Annotated in this window: 13 protein-coding genes and 2 pseudogenes; 5 read left to right on the top strand and 10 right to left on the bottom strand. The window is 58.7% G+C overall.

The annotated features are described in order from the left end of the window. Nucleotides 1–69: 69 nt before the first annotated feature. The 3 genes from NTD87_RS02575 to NTD87_RS02565 are packed head-to-tail and all read right to left on the bottom strand — an operon-like array spanning nt 70 to nt 2,167. Nucleotides 70–1,305, bottom strand: a complete 1,236-nt coding sequence (locus tag NTD87_RS02575; RefSeq protein WP_262111657.1) for an RNA polymerase sigma factor — start codon at nt 1,303–1,305, stop codon at nt 70–72. Continuing rightward, entirely contained in the window at nt 1,305–1,796 is a 492-nt protein-coding gene (locus NTD87_RS02570; RefSeq protein WP_262111656.1) for an SRPBCC family protein, read from the bottom strand. The genes NTD87_RS02575 and NTD87_RS02570 overlap by 1 nt, the downstream gene beginning before the upstream one ends. Before the next feature lie 26 nt (nt 1,797–1,822). Continuing rightward, nucleotides 1,823–2,167 (bottom strand): YciI family protein, encoded by a 345-nt coding sequence (locus tag NTD87_RS02565; protein WP_262111655.1) that lies wholly within the window; start codon nt 2,165–2,167, stop codon nt 1,823–1,825. 263 nt (nt 2,168–2,430) lie between these two features. Here NTD87_RS02565 and NTD87_RS02560 point away from each other — a divergent pair, with 263 nt between their 5' ends. After that, nucleotides 2,431–2,916, top strand: coding sequence for a GNAT family N-acetyltransferase (locus NTD87_RS02560; RefSeq protein ID WP_262111654.1), 486 nt, complete (start codon nt 2,431–2,433; stop codon nt 2,914–2,916). 4 nt (nt 2,917–2,920) lie between these two features. Here the strand turns inward: NTD87_RS02560 and NTD87_RS02555 are convergent, their stop codons facing one another. From NTD87_RS02555 to NTD87_RS02545, 3 genes are all read right to left on the bottom strand, one after another. After that, nucleotides 2,921–3,418 (bottom strand): GNAT family N-acetyltransferase, encoded by a 498-nt coding sequence (locus NTD87_RS02555; protein WP_262111653.1) that lies wholly within the window; start codon nt 3,416–3,418, stop codon nt 2,921–2,923. 325 nt (nt 3,419–3,743) lie between these two features. Further along, nucleotides 3,744–4,232: a GyrI-like domain-containing protein gene (locus NTD87_RS02550; RefSeq protein ID WP_262111652.1), complete on the bottom strand. Its 489-nt coding sequence runs from the start codon at nt 4,230–4,232 to the stop codon at nt 3,744–3,746. 66 nt (nt 4,233–4,298) lie between these two features. Then, complete coding sequence (locus NTD87_RS02545) at nt 4,299–4,961, bottom strand: LysE family translocator (protein ID WP_262111651.1); 663 nt, start codon at nt 4,959–4,961, stop codon at nt 4,299–4,301. Nucleotides 4,962–5,191: 230 nt separating this feature from the next. On the opposite strand from NTD87_RS02545, the gene alaC reads away from it, so the two are divergent. Next, nucleotides 5,192–6,409, top strand: coding sequence for an alanine transaminase (alaC, locus tag NTD87_RS02540; protein ID WP_262111650.1), 1,218 nt, complete (start codon nt 5,192–5,194; stop codon nt 6,407–6,409). A gap of 118 nt (nt 6,410–6,527) precedes the next feature. Here alaC and NTD87_RS02535 read toward each other — a convergent pair whose 3' ends face one another. Both NTD87_RS02535 and NTD87_RS02530 read right to left on the bottom strand, forming a co-directional pair. Beyond that, the gene (locus NTD87_RS02535) at nt 6,528–7,880 is read right to left on the bottom strand and encodes a GntP family permease (RefSeq protein ID WP_262111649.1); all 1,353 of its coding nucleotides are present in this window, start codon (nt 7,878–7,880) and stop codon (nt 6,528–6,530) included. 85 nt (nt 7,881–7,965) lie between these two features. Continuing rightward, nucleotides 7,966–8,499, bottom strand: coding sequence for a gluconokinase (locus NTD87_RS02530; RefSeq protein WP_262111648.1), 534 nt, complete (start codon nt 8,497–8,499; stop codon nt 7,966–7,968). Between the two features lie 215 nt (nt 8,500–8,714). Between NTD87_RS02530 and NTD87_RS02525 the strand changes: the two genes are divergently transcribed. From NTD87_RS02525 to NTD87_RS02515, 3 genes are all read left to right on the top strand, one after another. Further along, the gene (locus NTD87_RS02525; RefSeq protein ID WP_262111647.1) at nt 8,715–9,746 is read left to right on the top strand and encodes a LacI family DNA-binding transcriptional regulator; all 1,032 of its coding nucleotides are present in this window, start codon (nt 8,715–8,717) and stop codon (nt 9,744–9,746) included. 317 nt (nt 9,747–10,063) lie between these two features. After that, complete coding sequence (locus tag NTD87_RS02520; protein ID WP_262111646.1) at nt 10,064–10,807, top strand: NAD-dependent epimerase/dehydratase family protein; 744 nt, start codon at nt 10,064–10,066, stop codon at nt 10,805–10,807. Nucleotides 10,808–10,978: 171 nt separating this feature from the next. Beyond that, complete coding sequence (locus NTD87_RS02515) at nt 10,979–12,889, top strand: IucA/IucC family protein (protein WP_262111645.1); 1,911 nt, start codon at nt 10,979–10,981, stop codon at nt 12,887–12,889. Between the two features lie 80 nt (nt 12,890–12,969). Here NTD87_RS02515 and NTD87_RS27935 read toward each other — a convergent pair. Beyond that, nucleotides 12,970–13,401 (bottom strand): annotated as a pseudogene (locus tag NTD87_RS27935) (methyl-accepting chemotaxis protein); the annotation flags it as partial. Between the two features lie 114 nt (nt 13,402–13,515). Then, a pseudogene (locus tag NTD87_RS27930) lies at nt 13,516–14,184 on the bottom strand (PAS domain-containing protein); the annotation flags it as partial. Nucleotides 14,185–14,422: the final 238 nt, after the last annotated feature.

Genomic DNA, 14,422 nt, shown 5'->3' with positions numbered 1-14,422 from the left:
TCGCGGGCTCGGCAGCTGCTACAAGCTCGAACGTGGCTCGGCAGCTGCTACGGGCGATGAGTGCGGCCATCATTGCAACTCACTCAACCGCCGCTCGATAAACCGCCGTTCCGGCACTTGCTGAGTCAACTCAAGGGCGCGCAGATAAGCCGCCCTCGCCTCTTCAACACGCCCCAACTGCCGGCAAAACTCTGCGCGCGCCGAATGGGCCAGGTGATAGTCGAGTAACTCGCCACGCTGCAGAATCTCGTCGATCAATCTCAGCCCCGCCAACGGCCCATCGCGTCTGGACAGCGCCGCCGCGCGATTGAGCTCAATCACCGGCGACGGCTGCACCCGCAGCAACACGTCATACAGCCCCACAATCTGTGGCCAGTCAGTTTGCTCGGCCGTCGTGGCTTCGGCATGCACCGCCGAGATCGCCGCTTGCAAACAATACGGTCCAAAACCACGCGTGCTCAGCGCCTGCTCGATCAACGCACACCCTTCGTCAATCATCCGGGCATTCCACAGCGAGCGATCCTGCTCATCGAGCACGATCAACTCACCCGACGCCGAGGTTCTGGCCGGGCGCCGCGATTCATTGAGCAGCATCAGCGCCAGCAACCCCATCACTTCAGGCTCCGGCAACAGTTCCATCAGCAAGCGGCCAAGACGGATCGCTTCGCGGGTCAGGTCTTCGCGGGTCAGCTCACTGCCGACCGACGCCGAATACCCTTCGTTGAATACCAGGTAAATCACCCGCAACACACTGTCGAGGCGCTCGGGTAACTCGGCAATGGAAGGCACTTGATAGGGGATTTTTGCGTCACGGATTTTGCTTTTGGCACGCACGATACGCTGGGCAATGGTGGACGGTGCGGCGAGAAAGGCCCGGGCGATTTCCTCCGTGGTCAGGTCGCAGACTTCGCGTAGCGTCAACGGCACCTGCGCATCCGCCGCCAGGGCCGGGTGGCAACAGGTGAAGATCAGCCGCAAGCGATCGTCTTCCACATCATCCACACTCCAGTCGGCCTCTTCGAGTTCTTCGAGCTGTGCGACCAACGCCGCTTGCGAGGCCGCAAATCGCGCCCGACGGCGCAAGCCGTCAATGGCCTTGAAACGCCCGGTCGACACCAGCCAGGCCCGTGGATTATCGGGCACGCCATCGCGCTGCCAGCGTTCGACCGCGACGAAGAAGGCTTCATGCAAAGCCTCTTCGGCGAGGTCGAAATCACCCAGCAATCGAATCAATGTGGCGAGAATGCGCCGCGACTCGTTGCGATAAACCCTCTCGACCAACGCCTTGACCGACTCGCCCGGCATCAGTCCGACATGCCTGTGGTCACCAGGGTCACCAACCGATCCAGACTCTGCCCCCAGCCGTCATGAAAGCCCATGGCTTCATGGTTCTTTCGATCCTCTTCGGTCCAGTGCATGGCGCGGGCGGTGTAGAGCGTTTTGCCGTCGACCTCATCGAACATCACTTCGGCGGTCATGAACGGCTTGCCCGAAGGAATCCAGCCAGGCTTGAAGGCATCGGTGAACACAATCCGCTGCGGCGCAACGATCTCCAGGTACACCCCCGAGGTCGGGTACTCACTGCCGTCCGGTGCGCGCATCAGCGTGCGAAATTGGCCGCCGACCCACAGGTCCATCTCACACTCCGGCGTGGTCATGCCATGGGGCCCCCACCACTGGGCGAGCAATTGCGGTTCAGTCCAGGCGCGGAACACTTTGCTGCGTGGCGCATCAATCAAACGACAGATGGATAACTCGTGTTCGGCAGGCTGGCCGCCTGCTTCGGGAAAGCTCATGGCAAAACTCCTGTTTTTGGTGGTTATCAGGGATTCAACTCACGTACTGGGCGCACTTCAACGCTGCCGACCCGGGCCGCCGGGATGTTGCCGGCAACCTGAATGGCTTCGTTCAGGTCCTTCGCATCGATCAAATAGAAGCCGGCCAATTGCTCCTTGGTTTCGGCGAACGGGCCGTCGGTAATCGACAGCTTGCCGCCACGCATGCGCACCGTGGTCGCGGCCTGAACGGATTCCAGTGCCTCGGCGGCGAGCATCCGGCCACTGCCCTGCACGGACTCGGCGTAGGCCATGCACTCGGCATCTTCCGGGCTGTCGGGCGAGGTGTGCAGCAGGCGTTCGTCGCTGTAGACCAGACATAGGTATTTCATAAGGCTCTCCGTGATCGGGCTGATCAACTATGGCTGCAGATTAAGCATTTGGCGAAAATCCCGACGATCTGGGTTGCAACTCGAGCAGTGCCGCGACGACATCGAAGTGACGCATTCATGATGAATCTGCGAGTGTTTTCTGTGTGAAGACACCCTTAGTCGTCTGGCCAAAAGCCAAATCGACAGCTCAAATAAAATAAATGTCGACGCGGCAAACTGGCTAAAATCCGAACTTCATATTTGTCGGAACACGGACACCGCCAGTGACCACCCAACTCGTTCCCTACGAACAGCTGACACTCGCTCAGCGCCAGCAACTGGAAGCCATCGAAATCCCTGCGCAGCAGCAGCAATTTTCTGGCGATATCGACACGGCGTTGCACACCTTGTTGTCTGCACCGGGCGATGGCATCAAAGGTTTTGCCCTGCTTGCTCACGATATTCCTGTCGCCTTCCTGATGCTGAAACGCCCGCCGTTCCTGCCACACTGGGCCCATGAAGACACGGCGACACTGCACGCGCTGCAGGTCGATCACCGCCACCAGGGCAGGGGTTATGGCAAAGCCTTCCTGCAAGCCCTGCCACAGGTAGCGCGTCAGGCCTGGCCAGAAATCAAAGGCCTGGAGCTTTCGGTGGATGCGCAAAACGAATCGGCGCTCGGGCTCTATCTCAAGCAAGGCTGGGTCGACAGCGGTAACGCTTACAAGGGCCGTATCGGCTATGAGCGGCGCCTGACCCTGGCCTTCTGAACCGTTACAGATCCAGCGCCATTTCATGCCAGGCCATGCCGCCGTGGTCAGACGCGGAAACCTTGAGGTAGGCAAAACCAAACCCGGCATACAGCGCAATGTGCCGTTCCTTGCACATCAGGTTGATGCGGATCTTGTTCAACTCACGCATGCGGGCGATGAACTCGGTCATCAAGCATTTTGCCAGGCCCTGCCCCTGAAAGTCCGGATGCACCACCACCGACATGATCACCACCTGCGGGCCATCCGGGTCATGGCCGACCATTTCCTTGAAGGCCTCATCAGCCATTTCCACCTGATACGCCGCACCCGAATTGATAAACCCCGCGACGACACCCTCGACCTCGGCCACGATAAAACCTTGTGGCCAAGTGGCAATCCGCGTGGCAATTTTCTCGCGAGTGGCCGCCTCATCACCTTCATAGGCCTGGATTTCAATAGCGAAGCAGCGGTCAAGATCAGCGGGCGTAACCTGGCGAATGACGGTCGTAGATGGGTTCATGGCGTGGCCTGGTCAGCGAAAAAAGGGGGAGCGAATCATAAATTAATAAGGACTGCATATCGATCATCTGCGGGCCCGTAAAGCCTTCGTATAGCGGCTTTCTTTCGCTTAAGGTTCGGACTATTTCTTGTTTCTGTCTCTCGACATGAATAGGGAATCTCACCATGAGTAGCGTTCAGATCGGTCTTCTTATGCTGTTCACCATCAGTGCTTTTGGCTTTATCACGCTGTCGATCGACGTGCTGCGAGCGCGCCGAATCGGCAAAGGTAAATAGTGCAGATACCGAGAGGCGGTGACGCTTGAGTACCCCGCCTCTCACCCCATTCAGGCAGTTTTGAGCGGCACCCAGATTTCCAGCACACCGGTATTGAGTTTCGGATTGAAGTCGTCGCTGTAGCGCTCGAACTCCGGAGCATCGGCAGCCTCATGACCCGACTGCGGCAACCAGGTTTTCCAGATGTACTGAAAGGTTTGCGGCAAAGTATCCAGCCCACCTTCGTGCTTGAACACCGCGTAGTGCTGAGGCTGAATTTCGATCCAGCGGTAGAGTTCTGGCAGATCATCGAGCTTGCTGATCTCGACACCCGCGATGTACTCAAAACCGCCTTTACCATCCGGGTTGCAGCAGATGCCGTAGGTTACCTCGCCTATTTGCCCTGGAACATTGCCGATATGCGGTTCGAATTTCTTCCAGAGTTTGGGAATGCCTTCGGTGGTATCCGCGCTAAACCGCCCGCCAAGCCCGGCGATCAACAGAAAATGCCCTGTTTCGAAGCGCGGCTCAGCGATCACGCCTTTTTTTGGCTCGTCCATGAATCATCTCCTGCAACTGAAGGTGGGTTCGGCTAAAAGTATAGAAGCCAAACCGGATTCCCCCAGTCAAAGGCCTGGAAGTTCTGCAACAGCCGCAGGGACGATAAATTCCTGGTAGCCGGAAACGATCACGTAGACCGCGAAATAGCAGAAGATCGCTGCAGATGCCAGGTAAGAGTAGCGTAGAAGCTTGTCACCCAAGAGCTTGCCGCCCTGGCTTGCCGCCAGGCACAGGGCCACGCACCAGAGCAGCCCGGCGCAAAAGAACCCTGCCAGAAAGAGTCCGGCACTGGCCAGGCTGCCGCCCCCGGAACGGGCAATCAACGTACCGCCGACGGCAGCGAACCAGAGAATTGCGCTGGGCGATGACATCGCCAGAAAAATCCCACGGAAAAACTCCCGGCGATGGGAGCCGGCACTGACCTCACCCGCCTCCGCCAACGCGGCGCTGTGATGGATGGCCGAATAAATCATTTTCGCGGCGAAGTACAGCAGCAGCGCCGAACCGCCCACCCACAACACCCAGCGCACTGCCGAGTACTGCAGCAGCACCGTCATGCCGGCCAGCGCCAGCACCGCGTAAACCAGGTCGCCGACACAGGTGCCGAGCCCCAACGCGAAACCCTGGAAATACCCGCGCTGCATGGCCAGTGTGATCATCGCAATATTAGCCACGCCGATATCCAGGCACAGCGAAAGGCTCAGCAAAAAGCCGCTGGAAAACTCCATTTTTCATCCCGTCTGGTGGTGTTTTTTTAAGTGACAGCCGTGTTTTGCAAAAAGCGCGCACGCGCCGGCGCACAGCAAAAATTTGCACGTTCGGTCAGCAGTGTCATCGAAAATAGTTGAACCTGACCACTAGACAATCGGCCATCAGCGCCCTTATCTTCCGCCACAGGCCACCGCAGTGGCCAGCGTCGCTCGGACGGTTCCGGGCGCTTACGTTATTCGAGGCAACAATGGCCGAACATGGTTCGCCGCGCCGCTTTGCGCGCATAGATCGACTCCCCCCTTACGTATTCAACATCACTGCCGAGCTGAAGATGGCCGCCCGTCGTCGTGGCGAAGACATCATCGACTTGAGCATGGGTAACCCCGACGGCCCGACGCCGCCGCACATCGTTGAAAAACTGGTCACGGTTGCCCAACGCGAGGACACCCACGGCTACTCCACGTCCAAAGGTATTCCGCGCCTGCGCCGGGCGATTTCCAACTGGTACAAGGATCGCTACGAGGTCGACATCGACCCGGAAACCGAAGCCATCGTCACCATCGGTTCCAAGGAAGGCCTGGCGCACTTGATGCTCGCCACCCTCGACCAGGGCGACACCGTGCTGGTGCCCAACCCGAGCTACCCGATCCACATCTACGGTGCGGTGATTGCCGGCGCCCAAGTGCGCTCGGTGCCGCTGATTCCTGGCGTGGATTTTTTCGCTGAACTGGAACGGGCCATTCGCGGTTCGATCCCGAAACCGAAGATGATGATTCTCGGCTTCCCGTCCAACCCGACCGCACAGTGCGTCGAACTGGACTTCTTCGAACGCGTGATCGCCCTCGCCAAGCAGTACGACGTACTGGTGGTGCACGACCTGGCCTACGCCGATATCGTCTACGACGGCTGGAAAGCCCCATCGATCATGCAGGTGCCGGGCGCCAAAGACATTGCGGTGGAGTTTTTCACCCTGTCCAAAAGCTACAACATGGCTGGCTGGCGGATCGGTTTCATGGTCGGCAACCCGGAACTGGTCAACGCCCTGGCGCGGATCAAGAGCTACCACGACTATGGCACCTTCACCCCGCTGCAAGTGGCGGCCATCGCTGCGCTGGAAGGTGATCAGCAGTGCGTCAAAGACATCGCCGAGCAATACCGGCAACGTCGCAACGTGCTGGTCAAAGGCCTGCATGAACTGGGCTGGATGGTCGAAAATCCGAAAGCCTCGATGTACGTCTGGGCCAAGATCCCTGAAGCCTACGCGCACCTGGGCTCACTGGAGTTCGCCAAGAAACTGCTGGCCGAGGCCAAGGTCTGTGTTTCGCCGGGGGTGGGGTTCGGTGAATATGGCGACGACCATGTACGCTTCGCGCTGATCGAAAACCAGGACCGGATTCGTCAGGCCGTGCGCGGGATTCGCGGGATGTTCCGGGCGGATGGGCTGGTCGCCAAACCTAACGTCTGACACATAACAAGGTGGGAGCGAGCCTGCTCGCGAAAGCGGTCTGACAGTCAACATCATCGTTGAATGTCAGGTCCTCTTCGCGAGCAGGCTCGCTCCCACATTTGTTTTTGCGGTGTACTTAGACGAACAACGACAGCAGCATGATGAAGCCCAGCGCAACGACGGACAGAATGGTTTCCATCGCGGTCCAGGTCTTGAAGGTTTCGGCCACGGTCATGTTGAAGTACTGCTTGACCAGCCAGAAGCCTGCATCGTTGACGTGAGACAGAATCAACGAGCCCGCACCAGTGGCCAGCACCAGCAACTCGCGGTTCACGCCCGGTATCATCCCCACCACTGGCACCACAATGCCCGCGCCAGTAATGGTCGCCACGGTCGCAGAGCCCGTCGCTACGCGGATCACTGCCGCTACCAGCCAGGCCAGCAAAATCGGTGAAATCTGTGCGCTCACCGCCATGTGACCAATCACATCCCCCACACCGCTGGTCACCAGCATCTGCTTGAAGCCACCACCGGCACCGATGATCAAGATGATCGCTGCGGTCGGCGCCAGACTCGCGTCGAGCAGTTTGAGAATTTGCTTGGAACCGATGCCCTGGCGATGCCCAAAGGTGTACAGCGACAGCAGTAACGCCAGCAGCAACGCCGAGATCGGGTGACCGATCATGTCCATCCACGTACGGAAGAAATGCCCGTCCGGCAGCGCGATGTCGGCAAAGGTTTTGAGCAGCATCAGGAATACCGGGAGCAGCACGGTGATCAAGGTGATGCTGAAGCTCGGCAAGGTGCTGGACTGAGGCTCGCGGGACAACTGATCGACCAGTTCCTGATTAGGATGACCGGGGATGTACTTGGCAATGAACGTACCGTAGATCGGGCCGGCAATAATGGCCGTCGGCAGCGCGACGATCAGACCGTAGAGAATGGTTTTACCGATGTCCGCGCCAAACACACCGATCGCCAACAACGGGCCAGGGTGCGGCGGAACCAGGCCATGCACGGCAGAAAGACCGGCCAGCAACGGGATACCAATCTTGATGATCGACACGCCGGTGCGGCGGGCAACGATGAACACCAGCGGAATCAGCAGCACAAAGCCGATTTCGAAGAACAACGGAATGCCCACCAGAAAGGCGGCGAACATCATGGCCCACTGCACGCGCTCTTTACCGAACGCGCGAATCAGGGTCTGGGCGATCTGATCCGCCCCGCCCGATTCGGCCATCATTTTGCCGAGCATGGTGCCCAGCGCAAGGATGATCCCGACAAACCCGAGTACCCCACCGAAGCCGTCCTGGAACGCCTTGATGATGGTGCCAATCGGCATACCTGAAGTCAGCCCGAGAAAAGCGGCAGCAATGATCAATGCAATGAAGGGATGAAACTTGAACCGGGTGATCAGGACAATCAATCCGATCACGGTAACCACTGCATCAAGCAGCAGAAACGACTCGTGGGACATGCCAAACATGGGGGGGTATCTCCTGTTTGTTGTTGTTATTAAAGCGGGTTTAAACCGTCTGCGAATGGGACAGCGCTATCTATTGGAACAAAACTTAAACCGGGCGTTTCAGCCCGTGTTCGATCCACCAGCCATTGGCCTGTTCGGCCAGCTGTTTGACAGTCTGCGTGGAAGCGTCGAGCGCCAGGGTCAGCGGCTCGCCCACCGGTGATTCAAGGGTGGCGAACTGGCTGGCGATCAACGTCGAAGGCATGAAATGACCCGGACGATGGGCCACACGATCGGCGGCGACTTCAGGGGTCAACACAAGGAACACAAAACCCAGGCCCGGCAAGGCGCTGCGCAAGCGTTCACGGTAACTGTGCTTGAGGGCCGAACAGGTCAGCACCGGGCGTTGGCCCGTGGCATCCACGCGGCGTAACTCATCGCACAGGCTGTCGAGCCAGCCGGCACGGTCGTCGTCGTTCAGGGGAATGCCCGCACTCATCTTTTCGATATTGGCAGCAGGGTGAAAGGTATCGCCTTCAATGCCGGTCGCGCCGCTGAGCTGGCACAGGGCCTCGCTGACGCTGGACTTGCCGCAGCCGGCCACGCCCATGATGACCAGGGCGGTGATAGGTTGACTCATGTAACACCTCAGCGCGCAGACAGCGCTACCTTTGCCAAATGAAACGCTAGTGCAAAAGCAGGCATTGCCGACGCCTTCTTGTCATTTTTATGGGTTGTAGCACGTTCTTTCCCAACGCCAAAAAGCAGGGATCAGGCAAACCCTGCTCAAGCATTTGCAGCTGCATCGAGACAGCGCTACCTTAGTGCCTTGAATTTTGTTTGGCAAGCCGCCCGATGACCTCCTCTAAAAACGATAAAAATACCCGCACCACTGGCCGCCCTACCCTCAACGAAGTTGCTCGTCTGGCAGGCGTCAGCCCGATCACCGCGTCCAGGGCTCTGCGCGGCATCAGCACCGTCGCCACCGAACTGGTGGAAAAGGTCCAGCAGGCCGCTCTCGAACTGAACTACGTGGTCAACCCCGCCGCCCGCGCCCTGGCCTCGGCCCAGAGCCATTCGGTGGTGGTGCTGGTGCCGTCGCTGTCGAACCTGCTGTTCATCGAAACCCTTGAAGCCATCCACCAGGTGCTGCGTCCAAAGGGCTTCGAAGTGCTGATCGGCAACTATCACTATTCCCGTGATGAAGAAGAAAACCTGCTGCGCAACTATATGGCCTATCAGCCTCGCGGCCTGCTGCTGACCGGTTTTGATCGCACCGAAAGTGCCCGCCGGATGATCGAGACCAGCAATATTCCCTGCGTCTACATGATGGATCTGGACCCGGGTGCCGGCCTGAACTGCGTCGGCTTCTCGCAACTGAGCGCCGGTGAAACCGCCGCTGGACATTTGATCTCGCGTGGCCGTCGGCATCTGGCCTACATCGGCGCACAACTCGACCAACGCACCTTGCTGCGTGGCGAAGGCTTCCGGCGTGCCTTGCAGCAAGCGAACCTGTACGACCCGGACCTCGAGTTGCTGACACCGCGCCCTTCATCGGTAGGGCTTGGTGGCGAGCTGTTTCTGCAAATGATGGCTGCCCACCCGCAGGTCGACGCCATTTTCTTCGGTAACGACGACCTGGCCCAGGGCGCCCTGCTCGAAGCCCTGCGCAACGGGATCAAGATCCCCGAGCAAGTGGCGATCCTCGGCTTCAACGACCTGCCGGCCTCGGCGCACATGGTGCCGCGCCTGAGCAGCATCAGCACCCCGCGTGAGGCCATCGGCCGCCGTGCTGCCGAACACATGCTGACGTTGATGGCCGGTAATTCGATCGCTAAGCCGGTGGTCGACATGGGGTTTGAATTAAAGGTTCGCGAGAGTACCTGAGCCCGACAGCTCTAGATGCAAGTGTGAGCGTTGCCCTTGACCCCGCTGCGTCGAGGGCAGCCAGGCCAAACGCTGAAACAGCTTTATCCGGCACACCCGCTGTTACGGGCGAAAAATCCGCAACTTTCAACATCGGATAACGCCATGTACGCCCTGAAAACAGCAATGGCTCTCGTCACTCCAGGCGCTACGGTGTCAATGCCGACGCTCGCATCCGAGCCGGCGAGCTTAAGCGCACTATCGAGTATTTAAGATCGCCCATTGCAGGGGGGCTGATAGATTCCAGACGCTCGACTCCTCCCCAGAAAGAGACAGACATGAACGGACTCAAGGTACTGCTGACCGGCGCCTGCGGCAGAATTGGCAAAACTTTTTTCGAGGCTTCGAAGGACCGCTACACCTTCGTCCTCACCGACCGGGTCGAGCCCGGTTTCACGGTCGACGCGCCGCATCGGTTTCTCTGCCTCGACCTGAGTGACGCGGCAGCCGTCGGTGCCGTGCTCGAAGGCATCGACGTCATCGTGCACCTGGCCGGCATTCCCCACGCCACGGCATCGTTCGACGAGTTGTTACCCAACAACATCCTGGCTACCACGTATCTGTTTGAGGCCGCCGTGACGGCCGGTTGCAAACGGTTGGTGTTCGCCAGCAGCGCACAAACCATCGAAGGCTACCCAGTGGACCGGCAGATCACACCGGGCATGCCCGTCATGCCTGCCAATCTTTACGGTGTCAGCAAATGTTATGGCGAAGCCCTGTGTGCTTTCTATGCGGCCAAGCGTGGTCTGTCGACTATCGCGCTGCGCATTGGCGCATTCGAGTTCCCGGATCGTCATGAACTGACCAATGCCCGGGACCTGAGTGCATGGCTCAGCCCGCGCGACGCGGTGCAGCTACTCCAGCGCTCAGTGGAGGTTGAAGGTGTGCAGCACCTGATCGGTCACGGGATTTCCAATAACCGCTTCAAGCGTCTGGACCTGAGCGAAACCACGCGGGTGCTTGGCTATGAGCCGGTAGATGATGCGTTCCAGCTGTTTGATATCCTCATCGCGCCCCTCTGAATACCTCGCCCGACAATGAGCGAAATGCCTCGCGCCAACCGCTCTCGGACCTTCCCGCCAACACCATAGGATGCGTCTCACACACTTGCCGGAAATGCTTGCCATCAATTTTTTCGCGCATGCCATAGCCTCTTTGGAGCTGCTTTTAATCGCCCCAAGGAGTCGTCTGTCATGCACATGGACCCGCAAAAACAGCAATGGTTACTCTCACGCTGGAGCGAAGCCCTGGCGACCGAGGCATTCACGTCTCGCCAGATAAACCTCGGCCACCTGGCCGATACGCTCGAGCTCAGCGCCCGCGCAAGCTTTCAGCGCTTGTTGCAAGCGCTGCTACGCGAAGGCCTGCTCAATCCCAACGCCTTGCAAGCCGATGGCTCGGTGTATTGGCTCACGCTGCCCGATGGTGCCCGACTCTGTTTCGAAGGGCTCACCCCGGCGCGGATGAACAGCTGGGACATACAGGGCAGCATCACCTTGCATCGCTCTGAATGCCCGGCACAAAAGCTGCTGTTTCCTTCACAGTTGCTGAACGTGCTCAGTGCGCAACTTGACCCTTTGCCGCCACCCGAAGTGCTCGCTCGGCTGGCCGAAGAGCTGGATGACAGCTTCTGCAACGCCACCTTGTGCCAGGCCTTTCACCAGGGCTGGAGCCGGCAACTTCGCGAACAGTTCAAGCATGCCGATGGCGATAACCTGCTGACCTGGCTCAAGGGCAACCCCGCCCGGCAGAACCCGACATCGGTGCTTGAGCAGTGGGGCACGCTGGGTCATCCCTGGCACCCTAACTACAAAACCAAGCTGGGTTTGAGTACCACCGAGGTCATCGCTCTATCACCCGAATTCGAAGCCTGCGTGCCTGTCGTCCTGTGCGCTTTGCATCGACAGTGGGCTCACGTCGAATCGTTGAGCGGACCTGAGCAGTACCGCGACTGGTGGCAAGGGCATTTCCCCCTCGCGGCCGAACAATTGACCCAGTGCCTTCTGGCCAGAGGCCTGGACCCGGATGACTACCTGCCCCTCCCCGTCCATCCGTGGCAAGCCGCTGAGGAGCTGCCGCGCTCGTTTGCACGCGAGATTGCCGATCACCTGCTGGTCGTGACCACCCTCATTGCGTTCAACGGTCAGCCCACCCTGTCGTTTCGCACCGTGGTGCCCGATACGGACCGCTGTTCACCGATGGTCAAACTGCCGGTGGCGTTGCGACTGACCAGCGTGCAGCGCACCCTTTCACCACGCTCGGCGCGCATGGGGCCAAGGGTCAGCGGTTTAGTGCTGCGAATGCTCGAGCGAGAGCCGCAGATCCGCGCCGTGCTGAACATCGTGCCGGAACGAATCGGCGTGCATTACGCGCCGCAACCGGCGGATGACGAACGCTCCCGGCATCTGGCGGTGCTTTATCGGGACAATCCGTCGAGCCTGTTGCAGCCAGGTGAAATGGCCGTGCCCGTTGGCAGCCTGTTCGCCCTCGATGAGCACGGACAACCGTTGCTGCGCCAGTGGGTCAGGTTGGCCCAAGGGGGTGACAGCAGGCCGGATCTGCTGCGTTTTTTCCGTGACTATCTATCGATCGCCGTTCCCGGATTACTCGGTCTGTACCTGCTTTACGGGGTAGCATTCGAGGCCCACCAGCAGAACAGCTTCATGGTAATGAGTGCCGAGGGGCAGTTGAGCCGGTTGATGGTGCGTGACTTCGGCGACATCAGGATTCACCGCCAGACCTTGCATCGGCAAGGCCTCGACCTTCAGTTGCATGACCCGCAGATGACGCTGTATGACGATGCGGACTTCGTGCGCGACAAACTCTTGCACACCACCTTCATGTGCCATCTCGGAGAACTGACGCTGCTCTGCGCTCGGCATTGGAAGGTGCCGGAAGATACGCTATGGAATGAGTTGGCCAGCCACGTCAGTGACTGCTTTGACAATCTGCGCGAACGGGTCGAGCCACAGCGCTGGGCAAACGAGCGATCGGCCTTGCTTGAACAGGACTGGCCGGCCAAGTCCTTCGTGCGTATGCGTTTGCTCGACAGCGCGCTCGACATCGTGGGTCGTCTGAACAACCCGCTTCGCAGGCACGCTTAAAAGGCGCGCGAGATCGGCCAAAAGGGGGCTCGACCCAGTCGTAGCACTTGATCGAGCACCCTTTTTAGTTACGCGAGATTTTAATTAAGTTGCAACGTCGAGTTGAACTGACTGATGGCGTCTACCACATGCCGTGAACCCTGTTGAATTTCCAGGATCACCTCTCCCGCTTCATTCGCCAACTCCACGCCAAGTCCAGTACGGCTCAAACTTGATTGCATGCTCGACACTGCACTCAAGGACAAATCGTGGTTCTTGCGCACCACGTCGACAATTTCCAGTGTCGCCTGACTGGTACGTGCCGCCAGGCTGCGCACCTCGTCGGCAACCACTGCAAACCCTCGTCCATGTTCGCCGGCCCGCGCCGCTTCAATGGCGGCGTTGAGTGCCAGCAGATTGGTCTGATCGGCAATGCCGCGAATGGTCTGAACAATGGTGCCGATGATGTCGGACTGTTTGCTGACCGCATCGATGCTGAGGGCCGCTTCGTTGAGATCCCTGGAGATCTCTTCGATGATCTGCACGGTCTGCTGCACCACCTGAGAGCCTTTCTGGGCGCAAGCGTCGTTTTGCACCGAGGTTGAATGGGCCGACTCGGCAGCGGTCTGCAATGTCGTCATTTGCGAAGTGATGTCACTGGCAAACTTGACCACTTTGTACAAGCGGCCCTTGGCGTCGAAGATCGGGTTATACGAGGCTTCGAGAAAGACCATGCGGCCGTATTTATCAACCCGCTCAAACCGGCGGGAATGGTACTCGCCGCGATTGAGCGAAGCCCAGAATGCCTTGTAGGCCGGGGACTCACTGACGGATCGGTGACAGAACATGCTGTGATGCTGGCCGACTATTTCGTTAAGCGAATAGTGCATGGTCTGCAAGAAGTTATCGTTGGCGGTAATAACCCTGCCGTCGGGGGAAAATTCGACCACCGCCATGGAGCGGCCCAGGGCATTCACCAGGCTCTGGTTTTCATGCTCTTTATTGACTCGGTCGGTGATGTCCGCCGCTACCTTGATCACACTACGAACGCGCCGATCCGCCCCGATCACCGGCATGTAACTGGCCTCAAGCCAGACTTCCTTGCCAGCCTTATTCAAGCGCAAGAATGTTCCGCTGTTGGGCTCGCCACGATCCAGCTCGCGCCAGAACCGCTGGTAGTCTTCACTTTTGGCGTAATCCTCTTCACAAAATATCCGGTGATGCTTGCCGCGAATCTCCTCGATGGAATAGCCGACGGCCTTGCAGAAGTTTTCGTTGGCCTCAAGGATCACGCCAGTGGCGTCAAACTCGATCATTGCCATGGTGCGGCTGACCGCCGCCAACTTGGCATTGGCCTCAGTCAACGCGCAGCTGAATCGCTCTATCTCAAGCAAATCCGACTTGTGATGTAGATTAAACATGGTGGTATCACCTTCAGCACTGTCTTTTGATTAACGGAAGTTCCTAGTCTTTCACCGGACTACGACGACTCTTCACAGAACAGGCAAACGCATCCTCAACATAAGGATAAGTGTCAGGTGATAAATGATGTTT

The organism is Pseudomonas sp. 6D_7.1_Bac1 (assembly GCF_025465945.1).
Taxonomy (GTDB): Bacteria; Pseudomonadota; Gammaproteobacteria; order Pseudomonadales; family Pseudomonadaceae; genus Aquipseudomonas.
This window is presented reverse-complemented; position numbering and strand designations above follow the sequence as displayed.